This window comes from Prescottella sp. GW823-FHT02E09 (assembly GCF_058797375.1).
This window is the reverse complement of record NZ_JBXAJP010000001.1, coordinates 110,874-126,248: the sequence shown is the minus strand read 5'-3', so window position 1 is coordinate 126,248 and position 15,375 is coordinate 110,874. Positions and strand designations below refer to the sequence as shown.

Annotated in this window: 20 protein-coding genes; 11 read left to right on the top strand and 9 right to left on the bottom strand. The window is 68.4% G+C overall.

The window, feature by feature from the left end; genetic code table 11:
• Positions 1-889, top strand: an 889-nt coding sequence (locus tag AC1RIF_RS00595) for a hypothetical protein (RefSeq protein ID WP_492599439.1), incomplete at its 5' end; no start/stop codon positions are given.
• Positions 890-1,129: 240 nt separating this feature from the next.
• Positions 1,130-1,588, top strand: a complete 459-nt coding sequence (locus AC1RIF_RS00590) for a class F sortase (RefSeq protein WP_492599438.1) — start codon at positions 1,130-1,132, stop codon at positions 1,586-1,588.
• Positions 1,589-1,605: 17 nt separating this feature from the next.
• On the opposite strand, the gene AC1RIF_RS00585 is transcribed toward AC1RIF_RS00590, so the two are convergent.
• Positions 1,606-1,827: a PLDc N-terminal domain-containing protein gene (locus AC1RIF_RS00585; RefSeq protein WP_492599437.1), complete on the bottom strand. Its 222-nt coding sequence runs from the start codon at positions 1,825-1,827 to the stop codon at positions 1,606-1,608.
• A gap of 213 nt (positions 1,828-2,040) precedes the next feature.
• Here AC1RIF_RS00585 and AC1RIF_RS00580 point away from each other — a divergent pair, with 213 nt between their 5' ends.
• Positions 2,041-3,618: an amidohydrolase gene (locus tag AC1RIF_RS00580; RefSeq protein WP_492600102.1), complete on the top strand. Its 1,578-nt coding sequence runs from the start codon at positions 2,041-2,043 to the stop codon at positions 3,616-3,618.
• 48 nt (positions 3,619-3,666) lie between these two features.
• Here the strand turns inward: AC1RIF_RS00580 and AC1RIF_RS00575 are convergent, their stop codons facing one another.
• The gene (locus AC1RIF_RS00575) at positions 3,667-4,044 is read right to left on the bottom strand and encodes a RidA family protein (RefSeq protein ID WP_492599436.1); all 378 of its coding nucleotides are present in this window, start codon (positions 4,042-4,044) and stop codon (positions 3,667-3,669) included.
• A gap of 243 nt (positions 4,045-4,287) precedes the next feature.
• Here AC1RIF_RS00575 and AC1RIF_RS00570 point away from each other — a divergent pair, with 243 nt between their 5' ends.
• The 4 genes from AC1RIF_RS00570 (at position 4,288) to AC1RIF_RS00555 (ending at position 8,194) form a co-directional block, all read left to right on the top strand.
• The gene (locus AC1RIF_RS00570) at positions 4,288-5,724 is read left to right on the top strand and encodes an FAD-dependent oxidoreductase (RefSeq protein WP_492599435.1); all 1,437 of its coding nucleotides are present in this window, start codon (positions 4,288-4,290) and stop codon (positions 5,722-5,724) included.
• A 120-nt stretch (positions 5,725-5,844) separates the two neighbouring features.
• On the top strand, positions 5,845-6,822 hold the full coding sequence (locus tag AC1RIF_RS00565) for a restriction endonuclease (protein ID WP_492599434.1): 978 nt from the start codon (positions 5,845-5,847) through the stop codon (positions 6,820-6,822).
• Between the two features lie 109 nt (positions 6,823-6,931).
• The gene (locus tag AC1RIF_RS00560) at positions 6,932-7,699 is read left to right on the top strand and encodes a DUF1906 domain-containing protein (protein WP_492599433.1); all 768 of its coding nucleotides are present in this window, start codon (positions 6,932-6,934) and stop codon (positions 7,697-7,699) included.
• A 132-nt stretch (positions 7,700-7,831) separates the two neighbouring features.
• Positions 7,832-8,194 (top strand): hypothetical protein, encoded by a 363-nt coding sequence (locus AC1RIF_RS00555; protein WP_492599432.1) that lies wholly within the window; start codon positions 7,832-7,834, stop codon positions 8,192-8,194.
• 65 nt (positions 8,195-8,259) lie between these two features.
• Here AC1RIF_RS00555 and AC1RIF_RS00550 read toward each other — a convergent pair whose 3' ends face one another.
• A complete protein-coding gene (locus AC1RIF_RS00550) occupies positions 8,260-8,760 on the bottom strand; it encodes a nuclear transport factor 2 family protein (protein ID WP_492599431.1) in 501 nt (166 codons plus the stop codon).
• A gap of 97 nt (positions 8,761-8,857) precedes the next feature.
• Positions 8,858-9,100 carry a maltose regulon activator MalT gene (locus AC1RIF_RS00545; RefSeq protein WP_492599430.1) on the bottom strand — a complete coding sequence of 81 codons (243 nt, stop codon included), beginning with the start codon at positions 9,098-9,100 and terminating at the stop codon, positions 8,858-8,860.
• A 132-nt stretch (positions 9,101-9,232) separates the two neighbouring features.
• On the opposite strand from AC1RIF_RS00545, the gene AC1RIF_RS00540 reads away from it, so the two are divergent.
• A complete protein-coding gene (locus AC1RIF_RS00540; protein WP_492599429.1) occupies positions 9,233-9,382 on the top strand; it encodes a hypothetical protein in 150 nt (49 codons plus the stop codon).
• A 72-nt stretch (positions 9,383-9,454) separates the two neighbouring features.
• On the opposite strand, the gene AC1RIF_RS00535 is transcribed toward AC1RIF_RS00540, so the two are convergent.
• Complete coding sequence (locus tag AC1RIF_RS00535; RefSeq protein WP_492599428.1) at positions 9,455-10,897, bottom strand: MFS transporter; 1,443 nt, start codon at positions 10,895-10,897, stop codon at positions 9,455-9,457.
• A gap of 141 nt (positions 10,898-11,038) precedes the next feature.
• Here AC1RIF_RS00535 and AC1RIF_RS00530 point away from each other — a divergent pair, with 141 nt between their 5' ends.
• A complete protein-coding gene (locus tag AC1RIF_RS00530; RefSeq protein WP_492599427.1) occupies positions 11,039-11,482 on the top strand; it encodes a MarR family winged helix-turn-helix transcriptional regulator in 444 nt (147 codons plus the stop codon).
• Here AC1RIF_RS00530 and AC1RIF_RS00525 read toward each other — a convergent pair.
• Entirely contained in the window at positions 11,479-11,817 is a 339-nt protein-coding gene (locus tag AC1RIF_RS00525) for a hypothetical protein (protein WP_492599426.1), read from the bottom strand. The genes AC1RIF_RS00530 and AC1RIF_RS00525 overlap by 4 nt on opposite strands.
• An 86-nt stretch (positions 11,818-11,903) precedes the next feature.
• Positions 11,904-12,641 carry an Rv1157c family protein gene (locus AC1RIF_RS00520; RefSeq protein WP_492600101.1) on the bottom strand — a complete coding sequence of 246 codons (738 nt, stop codon included), beginning with the start codon at positions 12,639-12,641 and terminating at the stop codon, positions 11,904-11,906.
• Positions 12,642-13,029: 388 nt separating this feature from the next.
• On the opposite strand from AC1RIF_RS00520, the gene AC1RIF_RS00515 reads away from it, so the two are divergent.
• The gene (locus AC1RIF_RS00515; RefSeq protein WP_492599425.1) at positions 13,030-14,301 is read left to right on the top strand and encodes a mannosyltransferase; all 1,272 of its coding nucleotides are present in this window, start codon (positions 13,030-13,032) and stop codon (positions 14,299-14,301) included.
• Here the strand turns inward: AC1RIF_RS00515 and AC1RIF_RS00510 are convergent.
• On the bottom strand, positions 14,243-14,533 hold the full coding sequence (locus tag AC1RIF_RS00510; RefSeq protein WP_492599424.1) for a 4a-hydroxytetrahydrobiopterin dehydratase: 291 nt from the start codon (positions 14,531-14,533) through the stop codon (positions 14,243-14,245). The two genes, AC1RIF_RS00515 and AC1RIF_RS00510, sit on opposite strands and share 59 nt — an antisense overlap.
• Before the next feature lie 33 nt (positions 14,534-14,566).
• Between AC1RIF_RS00510 and AC1RIF_RS00505 the strand changes: the two genes are divergently transcribed.
• The gene (locus tag AC1RIF_RS00505) at positions 14,567-14,959 is read left to right on the top strand and encodes a (deoxy)nucleoside triphosphate pyrophosphohydrolase (protein WP_492599423.1); all 393 of its coding nucleotides are present in this window, start codon (positions 14,567-14,569) and stop codon (positions 14,957-14,959) included.
• Between the two features lie 9 nt (positions 14,960-14,968).
• Here AC1RIF_RS00505 and AC1RIF_RS00500 read toward each other — a convergent pair whose 3' ends face one another.
• Positions 14,969-15,157 (bottom strand): hypothetical protein, encoded by a 189-nt coding sequence (locus tag AC1RIF_RS00500; RefSeq protein ID WP_031940253.1) that lies wholly within the window; start codon positions 15,155-15,157, stop codon positions 14,969-14,971.
• Positions 15,158-15,375 lie beyond the last annotated feature (218 nt).

The following is a 15,375-nucleotide window of genomic DNA, read 5'->3' as shown; positions in this document are numbered from 1 at the left end:
CGTCGACACTGGCAGTGTGGGCTCCGGAAGTGACTCCGGTAGTGCCGATTCGGGTAGTGCTGCCGGTAGCTCGGGCAGCGACAGCAGTGGCAGCGCCGAGCTGAACCTCGGCAGCTTGGCCGACCTCGGATCAGGTAGCGCGGGCGACACTGGCAGTGCCGGGAACGTCGGCAGCGGTGAGATTGCGCTGGGCAGCCTTGCCCTCCCACTGGGGAGCTTGGCGCTCCCCTTCCTGGGTAGCGCCGCGGCTCTGGGGAGTACCGGTGACTCGGGGAGCGCGGGTGGTATCGACACCAGCAGTGCAGGCTCCGGAAGTGACTCCGGTAGTGCCGATTCCGGTAGCGCCGGGGGCAGCACTACCCCGGGTGGAGGCAGCGAAGGTGGATCGGGGAGCGCCGGCGACAGCGGCAGCCTCGGTGGCCCTGCACTGGGCAGCGCGGCGCTCGGTAGCGCAGCACCCGTCCTCGGCAGTGCGGCGATCGGTGGTCTGACCCTGGGCAGTGCGCTCGCCGGCGGAGCGACCCTCGGTAGCGCAGCCCTCGGCAGCGCCCTCGCGGGCGGGGCCACCCTGGGCAGTGCCGCCGCTGGCGGCGGAACGGGAAGCGGTGAAGGGTCCGCAGGGGGCCAGGTAGAGAACATCGCCCTTCCTCCCGCGGCACCCGGTGGTGTCGTCGCCGCACAGGACATCAGCGCGCCCAACGCATCTCCGGAAGCCGCTGCGGCTCGCACCGGCGGTCAGATAACGGCCGTGCCGGTCGGTGGCGTCGAAGCAGGTGACAAGGGCGTCGCCGACGACGCCCCGGCGCGCGGAGCGCTCCTCGGTACCGCCCTGCTGCTCGCAGCCGCGGCCGGAGCCACCGTGGTCGGCCGACACCGTCGCGAGCCGTAGGAGCGTCGTAGATTCATGAACGACAGATCGACAGGCCGTTGCTCTCGCTCGCGGGGCAACGGCCTGTCGGCGGTTGTCGCGGCCTGTGCCGCAGCAGCGCTCGTTCTCACCGGATGCGCAAGTACCGCACCAGCGAACGAGCAACCGCCGACGACGACAGCATCGGCTACGACACCATCGGCGACAGCCCGGGCACTCGGTGCCGACACCGACCCGGCGGCACCGGCGTCGTTGCACCCCGTGAGCATCTCGATCCCGGCGATCGGCGTCACGTCGGAACTGATGATGCTCGGCCTCGAACCCGACGGCACCCTCGAAGTGCCGCCGGGAGCGCATCCCGCGGGATGGTATTCCGGCTCACCGGTTCCCGGCGAGATCGGCCCGGCGATTGTTGCCGGGCACGTGGATTGGAAGGGCCAGACCGGTGTCTTCCATCGGCTCCACGAACTCACCCCAGGCGACGAGGTCACCGCCACCCGCAGCGACGGCGTCACCGCCGTGTTCCGGGTCGCGAGCGTCGAGCGATTCGCGAAAGCCGCGTTCCCGACGAGCACCGTCTACGGTGACCTCGACCACCCCGGGCTCAGACTGATCACGTGCGGGGGAGAGTTCGACGACTCCGTCCGCAGCTATCGCGACAACACCGTGGTGTTCGCAGACCTCGTCGACCAGCGCGACACGGCCGCCCCGGCCGACTGAGGCCTCCCGCTACCCGATCATGCGGATGTGCGCCTGCCCCAGCGGAAGTAGGACAGCGGGCCGAGGAAGTTCACCGCGATGATCGCGGCCCACTTGCCCTTGCTGCCGTTGACCTGGTCGCGGTCGCGCGTTGCGAGATCCGTCCACGCGGTGGCGGCCAGACTCAACTGCACCGAGCCCAGCACGAGAACCACCGCACGCTGGCGCGGGCTCAGGTCGGCCCATCGCTTCTTCACCATGTCGCTCTCCTAGTCCTTCGCGTCGATCGAACGTACCCGGGTCCTTCCTACCCGATTCAGCAATGCCGACACGACGACATACGACGCGCAGAAAGAGCGGTCGGTCGGTAGCGTGTCGCGTGCGGGATCTCGGCTGTCCGGAGGCCGGAGCGAAGCGGGAAGTAGCGGGGTGTGTCAGTGGCGGATCTGGTGCTTTTCGGCGACGTGGTGACGATGGACGACGCGAATCCGAGGGCCGCGGCCGTCGCGGTCGCGGACGGCCGCATCGTGGCAGTCGGTTCGGACGCGGAGATCGCGCCGCACATCGGGCCGGGCACCACCGTCCGCGATCTGGGCGCCGCCTGCATCATGCCCGGATTCATCGAGGCGCACGGCCATCCGCTGAACGAGGCGGTGGTGCTGGGGGAGCCCGTCGTCGACATCCGTCCGGTGACGATCCCGGACGCGGCCGGCGTGCTGGCCGCCATCGAGAAGGCCGTCGCCGACGGCGGCTCGGACGGTGCGCTCCTCAACGGCTGGGATCCGCTGCTGCAGAAGGGATTGTCCGATCCCACCCTGCAGTGGATGAACGAGCTGTCGCCCGACGCGCCGCTGGTGATCCTGCACAACTCGGGGCACGCCGCCTACTTCAACTCCGCCGCGGCCGTCGCCGCCGGCATCACCCGTGACACCCCCGATCCCGAGGGAGCGCGCTTCGGCCGTGACGAATCCGGGGACCTGGACGGCGTCGCGTACGAAATGGCGGCGGTGCTCGCCGTCGCGAGCCCCCGATTGATGTCGCAAGCGGACCGATTCCCGCAGCTGCTGGCGTCCGAGTGCGCCCGCATGAACGCAGCCGGGGTGACGACGGTGAGCGAGATGGCGTTCGACCCCGCGATGCGTCCGGCGCTGGCGGCGGCGGCCGAGGCCGGCCTCCTCACCATGCGGCTGCGACTGTACGAGACGTCGGGGCCGAAACGGTCCTCGGATGTCGCCCCGGGCGCCGGCGACGACATGGTTCGGCAGGTGGGCATCAAGATCTGGTCCGACGGCTCCCCGTGGATCGGCAACATCGCACTCAGCTTCCCGTACCTCGACACCGCGGCCACCCGGGCGCTCGGCATGGCCTGCAGTCACGGCCACGCGAACTACACGAAGGACCAGATCGTCGAGATCAGCACGCCCTACTACGAACAGGGGTGGCAGATCGCCTGCCATTCACACGGCGACGAAGCGATCACGATGGTCCTCGACGCGTGGGAGGAGATGCTGGGCGACAACCCCCGCCCCGACCATCGTCTGCGGCTCGAACACGTCGGCGCGATGCGCCCGGATCAGTTCCGGCGGGCGGCCCGCCTCGGCGTCACGTGCAGCCTGTTCGTCGACCACCTGTACTACTGGGGCGATGTCCTGGTCGACGACCTGTTCGGTGGTGACCACGGAGCGCACTGGGCCGCAGCCGGTTCGGCGCTCGCGGCCGGCCATCGGATCTCGTTCCACAACGACGGACCGGTCACCCCGACCAACCCGATCCGGAACATCGCGGACGCGGTCACGCGGCGTTCCCGCAGCGGCCACGTCCTCGCTCCCGAGGAGCGCATCCCGGTCGGTGCCGCGCTGCGGGCGCAGACGATCGACGCCGCGTGGCAACTGTTCAGCGACGACAGCATCGGGTCGCTGACGCCCGGCGCGCACGCGGACATCGTCGTCCTGTCGGCCAACCCGCTCACGGTCGATCCCGACGAGTTGGCCGACCTCGAGGTGCGGGCCACGGTCTTCGCGGGAAACACGGTGTACGGCAGCCTCGGCTGATCGGATCGAGCGCGCTCCGGCCCTAGCGGGTCGGGAAGTCCTTGTCGTTCAGCGACTGGCGCCGATCCGCGCGATCGCCCTGATCTCGACGAGGATGCCCGGCTGTCCGAGGGCGGCGACTCCGATGGCGGTCCAGGCAGGCCGTGCGGAGCCCTGGAATCGGGCCTTGGCGGCCATGAACTCCGACATGTGGTGGGGGTAGTCGACGTGGTAACTCGTCCACTCCACCACGTCGAGCGGCGAGCCGCCGTGCTTCGCGAGCAGGGTGCCGAGCGTCGCGAAGGCCAGGTCGTACTGGCGTTCCGGGTCCGCGGGCGGGGTGCCGTCCGACTCCAGTCCCACCTGACCCGAGCAGAACAACAGATCTCCACTGAGCACGGCATCCGAGTAGCCGTACTCCTCTTCCCAATTCGTGCCTGACGACATCGACGCTCCTCGACCCTCCGGGGCGACGAACGCCGCCCGGGTCGATCATGTCCCGAGCGGGGTGGTGGGTGGGAGATCTTCCCGCCCATTGGGATTCGCCAGGATGCCGATGGGCGGGCGGCCGGAGCGGCGTTCCGCTGGATGGGAAGCCCCGCGCGCCGACCGCCCCCACCCTCCGATAATGACCTGAGTCACACAGGGTCGCAGTAGCGATTCAGGTCACACCTGTCGAGAGGGGCGAACGTGGGCGTTGCGGGTTTCGATGAGGAATTCGACGTGGTCGTTGTCGGATCGGGGGCGGCGGGTTCGGCCGCGGCTCTCGGTGCGCACCATGCGGGAGCGAGTGTTCTGATCGTCGAGAAGTGCGACGAGGCCACCGCGGGCGGCAACACGCGTGTCTCCGGCGGCGGCTGGTGGGTCAACCGTGACCCTGAGCGGGCGCGCACCTTCCTGCACTCGCTGAGCGCGGCCTTCCCTGTCGCCGACGACGTCGTCGCCGCGTGGGCATCGGAGACCGCCGAGAACTCGCGGTGGCTGAAGGAACTCGGTGCCGACGTCGCATTGAGCCCCGACTACCACACGGAGCCGGAGTATCTCGAGCTCGACGGCAGCGACTGTTACGCCGGTATGGACACCGTCGGCGGCGGCATGGGCAATGCGCTGCTCTACGACTTCCTGTGCGGCGCACTGGCCGAGCGTGGCATCGAGACCCGTTTCGGGACGCCGGCAGTAGAGCTGATCGCCGACGGTGGCGCGGTCGTGGGTGTCGAGGTCGAGGATGCCGGCGGTCGGCGTCGGATCGGTGCACGCGGCGGAGTGGTCTTGGCGACCGGCGGGTTCCAGGCCGACGCCGCGATGGTCCGCGACTACCTGCGGGTCGAGGATCACGTGCTGTGGGGGTCGCCGGCGTCGACCGGAGACGGGCACCGAATGGCGCAGGCGGTCGGCGCCGACCTGTGGCACATGGGCAACATGATGACCATCACCGGTGTGCGCGGCGACGACGACTTCGGCCACTACCTTGCGCTGTGGAACGCGCACAACTATCTGTGGGTGTCTGCGGACGGACGCCGCTTCGTCGACGAGGCCGCCGACCCCAAGCACGGTCACATCCTCCGGAACGGCACCTACGAGCTGTTCCCGCTGCGCCCCTTCCACCTGGTCTTCGACGAGCAGATGCGCACCGCCGGCCCCCTGAGTCCCACCCCGGACGTGTTGCCGGTCGGGTGGAACCTGCTCATGAACGGTACCCGGTGGAGTCTGGACAACAGCGACGAGATCGAGAAGGGCTGGATCCGGCGCGCGGACTCGATCGCCGAGCTCGCCGGGCTGATCGGGCTGGACGCCGCGACGCTCGAGGCGACGGTCGAGCAGTACAACGCGGCCTGCGTCGCCGGCTCCGACGACCGCTTCGGTCGCGACCCGGAGAAGCTCGGTGCGGTGTCGCAGGCGCCGTTCTACGTCCTCGACGTCACGCCGCTGCTGGGGTGGAGCAACGGCGGGCCGCGTCGCGACGGCCGGGCCCGCGTGGTCGACACCCGCGGTGTCGCCATCGACGGCCTCTACGCGGCGGGGGAGATGAGCTCGACCTACAGCTGGACCAAGGACGGCGGATTCCACATCGCCGACGCACTCGCCTTCGGCCGGGTGGCCGGACGCGACGCCGCGGCCCGGGCCTGACGTGCGCCGGTGGTTCCGCCACACGGGCGGAGCCACCGGATTCGGGGCGGCGCGCGATACCCGATAACATCCAGGTCGGCTGGCCGATCCGGTGTCGAGCGGCCACCGACGGACGGTGCGATGGGAGCGGGTGTGCAGGTGCAGGAGCCACAGCGTGGGGACGTCGCCGGTCAGGAGGCTCTGATCGCACAGCTTCCCCCGTACACCGAGCTGCTGTGGCCCACCCTCCAGGCGTTGATCGCGCTCGGCGGATCGGCGTCCAACAACGAACTCGACAGCGCCGTCGTCGAGCGGGAGGGTTGGTCGCCGGAGCTGCAGGGGGTGCTCCACGGTGACGGGCCCGGAACCGAGGTCGAGTACCGATTGGCCTGGGCGCGTACGTATCTCAAGGGCATGGGTCTGCTGGCCAACAGTCGGCGTGCCGTGTGGAGCGTGACGAAGCAGGGGCGGGAGGCGACCGAACCCGAACTGCGCCCGCTGCTGGCGGCGTTCACCGCGGACAAGCGGCGTCAGCGCCTCAACCGCAAGGCCAACACCCCTGGTGCGCAGGCTCTTCCGCTGGCGGATGCGGAATCGGAATCCGAGTCGACGGCAGACTCGTCGTACGGTGACGCCGCCGATGCGGTGGCGTGGAAGTCGACGCTGCTGGACTCGCTCCTGCGGATGTCGTCGACCGCTTTCGAACGGCTCACGCAGCGCCTGCTCCGTGAGGCCGGCTTCTCGAGCGCCACCATCACCGGGCGCACCACCGACGGCGGCATCGACGGCATCGGGATGTGCCAGATCTCGCTGCTGAGCTTCCCGGTCGCGTTCCAGTGCAAGCGGGTCAGCGGCAGCGTCGGGGCGGGTGCCGTCCGGGATCTCCGGGGCGTCATGGCCGGACGCGGGGAGAAGGGCCTGCTGATCACGACCGGCACCTTCACGAGCGAGGCCCGCGCCGAATCGCGGCGCGACGGCGCACCCCCGATCGACCTGATCGACGGCGACCGGTTGTGCACCCTCCTCAAGGAGCATTCGCTCGGCGTGAAGACCACGACCCGGGTCGTGGAGGACGTATCCGTGCGTGCCGACTTCTTCGCGGGACTCGAGTCGGACTAGGGGGCCGAAGTCACTGATGTGACTGACGAAACCAGAGTGACTGTGGTGAAATAGGCGTCGAATCCCACAGGGCCCACGGCGAATACCTCGTGGATGCCCGGTCACATCGATGCCGGAGTCCACCGGCGATGCGAGGTTTGCAGTGCAGGTTTCCAGACGAGAACTCTTCCGGATCGCCGCAGCCGGCACCGCGGCCGCGGGCATCGCGGCCGTTGCCGGTCCGGCGATCGCGAACGCGGGACCAGCGACACTGATCGACTACTCCGCAGGGGTCCCGTCGCCCATCGGAATCCGCCTGGCCGGGCACGTCGGCGCCATCCGCTACGTCTCGGACCGTCGCCCCGACGCGGCGTGGATGCTCGGCAAGCCCATGCAGTTCGGCGAGGCCGCCGCGATGGCGGCGGTCGGTCTGCAGATCGTCTCGTGCTACCAGTTCGGCAAGGGCGCGACGTCGGACTGGCGGGGCGGATACGACGCCGGCGTCAGTCACGCCCGGCGCGGCGTCGAACTGCACCGCGCCGCAGGCGGGCCGGAGAACTGCCCGATCTACGCCTCCATCGACGACAACCCGTCCGCGTGGGAGTTCGACAACCTGATCGCGCCGTATCTGCGCGGCTGGGAGAGCGTGATGGGCCGGCGCAACGTCGGCGTGTACGCGAACTCGCCGACCATCGACCGGTGCCTGCGCGCCGGTGTCGGCGCATGGTTCTGGCAGCACAACTGGGGTTCGCCGGCCGGGTTCGTCCATTCGGCGGCGCACATGCACCAGTTCGAGATCGACAAGCGACAGATCGAGGGGATCGGCATCGACCTCAACTCGATCCTCAAGCCCGATTACGGACAGTGGTCGCTGCGCAAGCCGTTCTTCCTGTCCTAGTCTCGAGTCACAGGCCACATCGCATCGTCGGCGCCGCGAGGCGCACCTTCGCGAGCCCGGTGAGAATCAACCCTTGGATGGATTCTCGCGGGAATTGTGAAGCCACCGGATACGTAAAGCTAAGGTAATGGCATGTCTGTCGTCTACAACATCCTCGTGGCCGTCCACCTGCTGGGCATGGCCGCGATCGTCGGTGGTTACCTCTCGGTCCTGAAGGCCCCCCGCATCAGCGAGGTGATGGTCTGGGGCGCGCGCATCCAGCTGCTGTCGGGTCTCGTGATCGTCGGACTCGGTGAGGCCGTCGAGTCGCTCGGCAAGGACTACGACATGGCGAAGATCGGCGTCAAGATGGTGATCGCGCTGATCATCGTGGCCGTCGCCGAGATCGGCCGCGCGCGGCAGAAGCGCGGCGAGGGCAACCCGAACTTCGCGCACATCGTCGGAATCCTGGCGATCGTCAACGCGCTCATCGCGGTGCTCTGGACGAGCTACTGACCTTCGACTCGCACACGGCGGGCGCCCTCCATCCGGAGGGCGCCCGCCGTCGTTTGCGGCGGTTGTCAGCTGGGGACGTTCGCCATCTTGCCGAGCCAGCTGCGGGCATCGTCGGGCAGGTTGCCGCACGCCTCCGCGTGCTTGCACCACTTCTTCGCCATCGACAGGAAGTTCATCGGGTTGTAGGCGTCCTCCTCGTGCGACCAGAGGTTGTCGCCCGCGTAATGCAGGATCGTGATGTTCGCGGCACCGTGCTCGGTGCCGTCACCGGGATCCTCCATCGGGTTCTGCACCTCGCAGATCACCCAGCCGCGTTCCTCGTCGATGACGTACCAGGAGACCGGGAACTCGGGCATCCGGTTGCCGGGGAAGGCCGTCATCGTCCGGGTGACCCAGCGCCGGATCTCCTCGCGGCCGGTGAAACTGCCGAATGCGTGTTCGAGGTACGTCGCGTCCTCGGTGAACTGGTCCGCGAAGGCGTTCCAGTCGCGGGTCTGCGTCGCCTGCACGACGGTCTTCTGATAGTTCTCGAACGCGGCTTCGAGTTCTTCGCGGGTCCACGCCATCGCTGCGCTCCTCCTGGTCGGTTGCGGGACGACTTCACCTGCAACTTAACGCAACGCTGGAACGTGTTTCAGTTTTTCGTCGCAATCGGGCAGATTGTCAGGTTCCGTGGAGTTCGGTCCATTCGCCGAACGGCGGCGGGCCCTCGCCGAGCACCTTGACGCCGTGCGCGGGCGTACCGGTCACCGCATCGGCATGCCTGACGTGCATCCACTGGTAGCCCGCGAGTACGTGCTCCTCGGACGTCGCCTTGTTGACGACCACATTCTCGCCGTTGGCGCGTTGTTCGAGGTACCAGCCACACTCCGGGCCCGCCAGGACCCACCACTTCTCTTTGCTCATGGTCGTTACTCCCGTCCTGGAGCGACTACACGATTCCCCTCCCAACGCTACCGCTGCGCTGGGGTGAAACAAGCTGTGCCGAATGACCGATATGGGGATACGGTCCGGGCCACGGATCGGCTTCGGATAGCCTTGGCGTCCGAAATCAGCTACGACGCGGAGGGTCTCGTGGAATTCCTCATCAACCTGTTCTATACGATCGCTGCGAATCTCTACATGGGCTCCTCGGGGGCAGTGAACGGCGGATCGTCGGGCGGGGGTCAGACGACGCCGACGCAGTAGCCCGCGAGCTCGAACGTCGAACGCCCGCCCCTATGCACATCCGGGGCGGGCGTTCGTGGTCTGCGTCGGGTGTCAGGCGCGGTGCTCGACGCCGGTCGTCGCAGGTGTCGATCTCGGGATGAGGAACGCGAACACCAGGGACACCACGGCGGCCACGATCGCGATGACGAACGTTGCGCGGAAGGCGTCGAACGACGGAATCGTCGCGGTTCCGAGGGTCACCGTCATGCTCGCCAGTACGACACTGATGACAGCCGCGGCACTGGACGTGCCGACTGATCGCATCAACGAGTTGAGGCCGTTGGCCGCCGCCGTCTCCGAGATGGGGACGGCGCCGATGATGAGCGCCGGCATGGAGGCGTAGGACAGGCCGACGCCCGCGCCGATGATCATGCCGCCGACGACGATCATCCACACCGACGACGACAGGAAGTAGACGAACCCGTAGCCCAGGCCGACCACGACCGACCCCACCATGAGGGTGAAGCGCGGGCCGCGCCAGGCGGAGATCTTCGCGGACACCGGCGACAGGGCCATCATCACGAGACCTCCCGGCGCCAGCGCGATGCCGGCGGTGACCATCGACAGACCGAGCCCGTAGCCGGTCGACTCCGGTGCCATCAGCAGCTGAGGGAGCGTCAGCGAGTTGCCGTACATCGAGAAGCCGATCGCGATCGACGCCAGATTCGTGAACAGGACGTTCGGCCGCGCGGACACGCGCAGGTCCACCAGGGGACGAGCGGTCCTCAGCTGCACGAAGCCCCATACCACGAACACCACGGCGGACGCCGCGAGCAGGCCCAGGGTCAGTGGATCGCTCCAGCCCCACGTGCCGCCCTTGGTGATCGGGAGCAGGAACAGGATCAGGGCGGTGCTCAACCCGACGGCTCCGACGAAGTCGAACCGTCCGGGACTGCGGACCGTGGACTCGGGGATCACGACGACGGCGAGCGCCGTGCACAGCAGGCCGAGCCCGGCCGACATCCAGAACAGGACGTGCCAGTCCGCGACCTGTGCGACGGCTGCGGCGACCGGCAGCCCGATCGCGCCGCCGACGCCGAGGGTGGCGCTGACGATGGCCATCGCGCCGGCGACCTTCCGCGGCGGAAGCTCGTCGCGCAGGATGCTGATGCCGAGCGGGATCACACCGACCGACGCGCCCTGCAGCGCGCGACCGACGATCAGTGGGATCAGTGAATCGGCGAAGGCGCAGACCACCGAGCCGATCACGACCAGCAGCAGGCTCGCGATCAGGATCTTCTTCTTGCCGAACATGTCGCCGAGGCGTCCACTGATCGGTGTCACCACCGCGGCCGCGAGCAGCGTCGCGGTGACGGCCCACGACGCGTCGGCCGGCGTTGCCGAAAGTAGATGTGGCAGTTGCGGAATGATCGGGACGACCAGCGTCTGCATGAGGGCGACGACGATGCCGCAGAAGCCCAGAGTCGCGACGATGACGCCGCCGGATCTGGCTTTCGCGGTGTCCGTCGGCGAGGGCGCGACGGTTTCACTCAAAATGGGGCTCCTCGGATTTACTGCAACACAATAAATTTGCAAGAATGTGTACGGTACACATGGATGTGCATGATGCACAATGCGGACATTGCGGGCAATGTCGGAGCGGAAGGGTGACGGGTGTCCGACGGAGACCACACGATGACGGACATCGAGTACGAGTTGACGTTGTTGTCGCGCTACCACGCCCTCGCGCAGCAGCGGGGCGGGCAGAAGCTCGACCGGTCCGCGTACCTGATCCTGGCCAGGCTCGAACTGGAGCCGCCGATGAGCCTCAAGGAACTGGCGGAGGCGTTCGTGCTGGACATCTCGACCATCAACCGCCAGGTCGGCGCGCTCGAACGTCACGGCTTCGTCGAACGCGTCGCGGACCCGGACGGCGGTGTGGCGCGCAAGGTCCGGCCGACGGAGTCGGGGCTGGACCGACTGCACACCGACCGGGACCTGAACCGCACCGGGATCGGGCGGGTGCTCGACGGCTGGGGTGCGGACGAGATCCGGGACCTGCGGGACGCGCTCGTCCGATTCAACCGGGGGGTCGAGGAGATCGAGGGGCAGCCGTGGCCCCGCCCGGCGGAGGGCTAGGACTGGACGTGTCGCGTCGGCGACTCCACCAGGTCGGGTTCGTCGGGTACGACGACGAGTGGCGGACGTTGGTCGGGGGAATGTGCCACCGCGCGCCACGACAGCAGTGACCATCGGGACAGTCCCGAGAGTGCCGAGCCCACGCTCGCGAACGACAGCGAGGACAGCGCCGAACCGGCGGACCCGATGGATCCGATCGACAGGATCGAGCCGACGCTGCCGATGGACAGGATCGAACCGACGCTGCCGATCGAGAGGATCGAGCCCTCCGAGCGGATTGACAGGATGGACCGTCGTGAATGCCGGGACCGGATCGACTGCGTGTTGTCGGCCATTCCCCGGTCTACCACGAACGGGCGCCCCGTGAGCAGTGAAGGCCCCACCGAATTGTCGGTGGGGCCTTCACTGGTGGACGGTGGAACTACGCGACCGTGAACATTCCGATCGTCGGCAGGAAGTTGCACGTGAGCGGAGCCGCGCCCTCGGGCTCGGTGGTGAGGTCACCGGAGATCACCGCGAGCACACGACCCGGGCCGGTGTTCGAGATGACCGACAGCGTCGCCGGGCCGTCCGGGTTGATCCGCGCCTCGGTGGTGAGGGTCTGCGTCTCGCGACGTCCGTTGTCGACGTTGATCCAGGTGACCGTCATGCCCTGCGTGGGGGCGGCCTTCGCCGTGCCGAGCGCGGTGAAGACGAAGCCGGCCTGACCGGCACCCGGTCCCGGCGGAGGCAGGTGCGCGGGACCCGGCACCGCGAGGGCGGTGCCGACCGCGTCGCTGGACGGGGCGATGCAGCCCTTGCCGACGGTGGGGTAGAGGAACTGGGCGATCGCGGGCCCGTCCTGGGGGATCTCGGGTCCACCGCCGCCGCTGCCGTCGAGGAAGGTGATGACGCGCTCGAGGGTGGACTCGAGCTCCGGCGGCAGGTTGGCGGACTCGAGCAGCGCACGCGCCTGAGCGAGCAGGTCGTTCTTGGTGTCGACGTCGGCGATGTCCGCCGGCGCGGCGGCCGCGCCCAGGATGGCGGGGGCCAGAGCCGCCAGCGCCTCGATGGAGACACCCTCGGGGACACCCGGAAGGGTCGGTTGCGCGACCGCGTTGGCCGGAACGGCGAGCGCCGCCGCGGCCGCAACTGCACACGCGGTGAGTGCTCGTCGCATTCCTCGGTTACGAATCACGGTTTTCCCCATCCTTGTCGTTCAGACGCGTGCGGAGCAGCGTCGGTCTGCCGAGCGGGCGCCACGGCCCATCACGGTCGCGGGTCACTCTATGGATCGACCCCCGATGTGTACAGACTCTTCTGTACGACCCATTCGTGACCTGCGTCCCGAGGAGTCTATGCAAGCTGTGACGTGACTGCCATCGCTTGGTGACCATATCGCGTGGCTTATGTGGAAATTGTGAACCTTGATGCAACTGTTACTGATGAGCAAGGTATTTTCGGTGCCCGTCGGCATCGGGTTACGCTGACGCGACACCTGGTCCTTCCCCCGCTGCGTCACACTGGGTGCTTACTGCCAGCACACGATCACGGGAGAGCGCCAGCCAGTGTCTCAGCTTCCACGTGCCGGGCGGCGGCCACGCGCGCACGCGGCGTATCGCGCACTCGTCGACTGGGCGCCCGTCCTGCTCGCCCTGTCCGTGTTCGCGCGGATGCTGTGGATGATCCTGACGCCCAACGGCCTCAATCTCGTCGACCTGCACGTCTACGTCGACGGCTCGGCGGCGCTCCTGAGCGGTGATCTGTACGGATTCACGTACTCGGAAGAGACGCCCGAGTTCCCGCTGCCGTTCACGTATCCGCCGTTCGCGGCGCTCGTGTTCCTGCCGCTGCACTACCTGCCGTTCCCGCTCGTCGGATTCTGTTGGCAGGTGTGTACCGTCCTGGCGCTGTACTGGGTGATCCGGATCAGCCTCGAGTTGCTGTTCGGCTCGGCCGCGGTCGGCGAGCGGCACTGGAGGTACGTGGCGATGCTGTGGACCGCGATCGGGCTGTGGACCGAACCGGTGCGCACCACGCTCGACTACGGCCAGGTCAACGTGTTCCTCGTCCTCGGCGCGATGCTTGCGGTTCGCAGCGCCCGTTGGTGGGTGTCCGGTGGGATCGTCGGCATCCTCGCCGGGATCAAGCTGACCCCCGCGGTCACCGGCCTGTACTTCGTCGCTCAGCGCCGCTGGCGCGCCGCTGTCTTCTCGGCGGTCGCCTTCTTCGGGACCGTGGGGCTGAGCTACCTCGTGATCGGCGCGCAGGCCCGCGACTACTTCACGTCGAAGTTCGGTGACGCGGACCGGATCGGGCCCGTCGGGTCGGCGTGGAACCAGTCGCTGCGCGGCGCCCTCAGCCGGATCGTCGGCCACGACGTCGAGTCGGGTCTCTTGTGGCTGATCGCCGTCGTCCTGTCGGCCGGGCTCGCGTTCCTGGCATGGCGTGCACTGGCCCGCGACGACCGGCTCGGCACGCTGGTTCTGGTGCAGCTGTTCGGACTGTTGATCTCGCCGATCTCCTGGGTCCACCACTGGGTGTGGGTGCTGCCGATGCTCGTCTGGCTCGTTCACGGGCCGTACGCGCGGATGACCGGCACCCGCGTCGTGGCGTCGCTGTGGATGATCGTGACCGTCATCGGTGTGCCGTGGGTCCTCAAGCAGTTCGAGGAGGAGGCGATCTCACGCCCCGGCGCGCTCGCGTGGGCGGGCACCGTCAACGTCGTCGGTGCGCTCGTCGTGTTCGCGTGGGTCGCGTACGCGGGCCGTCGCCGGCCCGCTACGCCGACGCAGCCAGATCGTCGATCCGCCGTGCCAGCTCCAGATCCAGCGCAGTGATCCCGCCGGCGGAGTGGGTGGCGAGGGAATACGTGACCTTCCGCCAGCGGATGTCGATGTCGGGGTGGTGGTTCATCGACTCCGCGGCCTCCGCGACCCGGTCCACCAGGGTGATCGCGGCGGGAAAGCTCGAGGACTCGACCGTGCGGACCAGGGTGGCGCCGTCGCGTCGCCAGGTCGGCAGAGCCTCGAGTGCGGAGTCGGTCTCGGTGTCGGACAGCAACTCGGCCATACCTCATGATGGTGCGATGTCGAGGGGACCGCAATGACCGGTGAACGCGGGGTCGTCGCCGCCGCGCTGATCAGGGACGGACGCCTGCTGCTCGCGCAGCGCACCCGGCCGCCGGCGCTGGCCGGGCTGTGGGAGTTGCCCGGCGGAAAGATCGAACCGGGGGAGACCGCCGCCGACGCGGTGCGCCGTGAGCTGCGGGAGGAACTGGGCGTCGAGGTGACCGCGGGCGAGCGGATCGGTGTCGACGTGCCCCTGCACGATGGTCTGGTGCTGCGTGCGTACCGAGCCGAGCTGATCAGCGGGATCCCGCAGGCGCTCGATCACGCGGCGCTGTGCTGGGTCGACGCGCGGGAACTGGCCGCGATCGCGCTCGTGGACAACGACCGCGGCTGGGTGCCGGAACTGGTGGCACTGCTCGGCGAGTGACGCCGTCGCTCAGGCGGCACGCGCCTTCTTGAGCCCCTTCTTGAGTTCCTTCTTGGTCGCGCCCTCGTTCTCGAGCTTCTTCATCCGCATGATGACGACGGGACACTTGAGGCAGCGCGTCTTCTTGCGGCAGCACTTCTTCTTGGGCTTGAGGCCGGAGACCTTGCTGGCCTTGACCTTTCCCTTGCCTTTGCCCATTGCCGAGCCCGGCCTTCCTCCCGAGTGCGGTGCCCAGGATCGGATCTGTCCGCACGCGGGTTAGCGTACCCTCATGCTCCGATCCGGCAAGGGTGGTCGGGGAGCGTCGAACCGGTACCGCCGAGCGATCCGGGTGTCGCTGGGCGTCCAGGGCTGACAGGTACGGTGAAGGCACCCTGGAGGCCCAGTGGTGCAGATCACTATTGCCTGGTCAGGGG

Coding starts and splice junctions, on each gene's coding strand:
- AC1RIF_RS00585 (WP_492599437.1), bottom strand. CDS start 1,827: ATGGTGAAGAAGCGATGGGCCGACCTGAGCCCGCGCCAGCGTGCGGTG.
- AC1RIF_RS00580 (WP_492600102.1), top strand. CDS start 2,041: ATGGACGACGCGAATCCGAGGGCCGCGGCCGTCGCGGTCGCGGACGGC.
- AC1RIF_RS00575 (WP_492599436.1), bottom strand. CDS start 4,044: ATGTCGTCAGGCACGAATTGGGAAGAGGAGTACGGCTACTCGGATGCC.
- AC1RIF_RS00565 (WP_492599434.1), top strand. CDS start 5,845: ATGGGAGCGGGTGTGCAGGTGCAGGAGCCACAGCGTGGGGACGTCGCC.
- AC1RIF_RS00560 (WP_492599433.1), top strand. CDS start 6,932: ATGCCGGAGTCCACCGGCGATGCGAGGTTTGCAGTGCAGGTTTCCAGA.
- AC1RIF_RS00555 (WP_492599432.1), top strand. CDS start 7,832: ATGTCTGTCGTCTACAACATCCTCGTGGCCGTCCACCTGCTGGGCATG.
- AC1RIF_RS00550 (WP_492599431.1), bottom strand. CDS start 8,760: ATGGCGTGGACCCGCGAAGAACTCGAAGCCGCGTTCGAGAACTATCAG.
- AC1RIF_RS00545 (WP_492599430.1), bottom strand. CDS start 9,100: ATGAGCAAAGAGAAGTGGTGGGTCCTGGCGGGCCCGGAGTGTGGCTGG.
- AC1RIF_RS00530 (WP_492599427.1), top strand. CDS start 11,039: ATGACGGACATCGAGTACGAGTTGACGTTGTTGTCGCGCTACCACGCC.
- AC1RIF_RS00525 (WP_492599426.1), bottom strand. CDS start 11,817: ATGGCCGACAACACGCAGTCGATCCGGTCCCGGCATTCACGACGGTCC.
- AC1RIF_RS00520 (WP_492600101.1), bottom strand. CDS start 12,641: ATGCGACGAGCACTCACCGCGTGTGCAGTTGCGGCCGCGGCGGCGCTC.
- AC1RIF_RS00510 (WP_492599424.1), bottom strand. CDS start 14,533: ATGGCCGAGTTGCTGTCCGACACCGAGACCGACTCCGCACTCGAGGCT.
- AC1RIF_RS00505 (WP_492599423.1), top strand. CDS start 14,567: ATGACCGGTGAACGCGGGGTCGTCGCCGCCGCGCTGATCAGGGACGGA.
- AC1RIF_RS00500 (WP_031940253.1), bottom strand. CDS start 15,157: ATGGGCAAAGGCAAGGGAAAGGTCAAGGCCAGCAAGGTCTCCGGCCTC.